This window comes from Paenibacillus contaminans, from assembly GCF_003285015.1.
GTDB lineage: Bacteria > Bacillota > Bacilli > Paenibacillales > NBRC-103111 > Paenibacillus_V > Paenibacillus_V contaminans.
In genome coordinates, this window is record NZ_QMFB01000102.1 from 1 (window position 1) to 310 (window position 310).

1 protein-coding gene is annotated in these 310 nt (G+C 42.3%); it reads right to left on the reverse strand.

Features of this window, described 5'->3' with window-relative positions; genetic code table 11:
• Positions 1–121 precede the first annotated feature (121 nt).
• Positions 122–310 (reverse strand): transposase (locus tag DQG23_RS41710; RefSeq protein WP_192894712.1); only part of this gene is annotated, 189 nt, incomplete at its 5' end.

Consider the following 310-nt stretch of genomic DNA (forward strand, 5'->3'; position numbering starts at 1 on the left):
AGGAGGCCACTGACAAACTAATGATTTTTCAGTGAGTTCCAGTAGCGGGTACAAAAAATGCGACACTCCTCCGAATTTCTCGGTGGATGTCGCATTTTTTATAGGGTTTCGTGGTTATTTGTTAGTCATTCAGTTTCAATATTCGCTTCAGATTCACCGCGAATATTGTCATTGCTCCTTGGATCTGCATACCTAACAGACCCGAGGATGTGGCTACATCGTACCCGTGTCGATTTTTAAGTTCACTATTCTTCGCTTCGATCTTGTATCGTTCTTTTGCTTTCTCTTTGAAGTACTCACTGACCTGGAA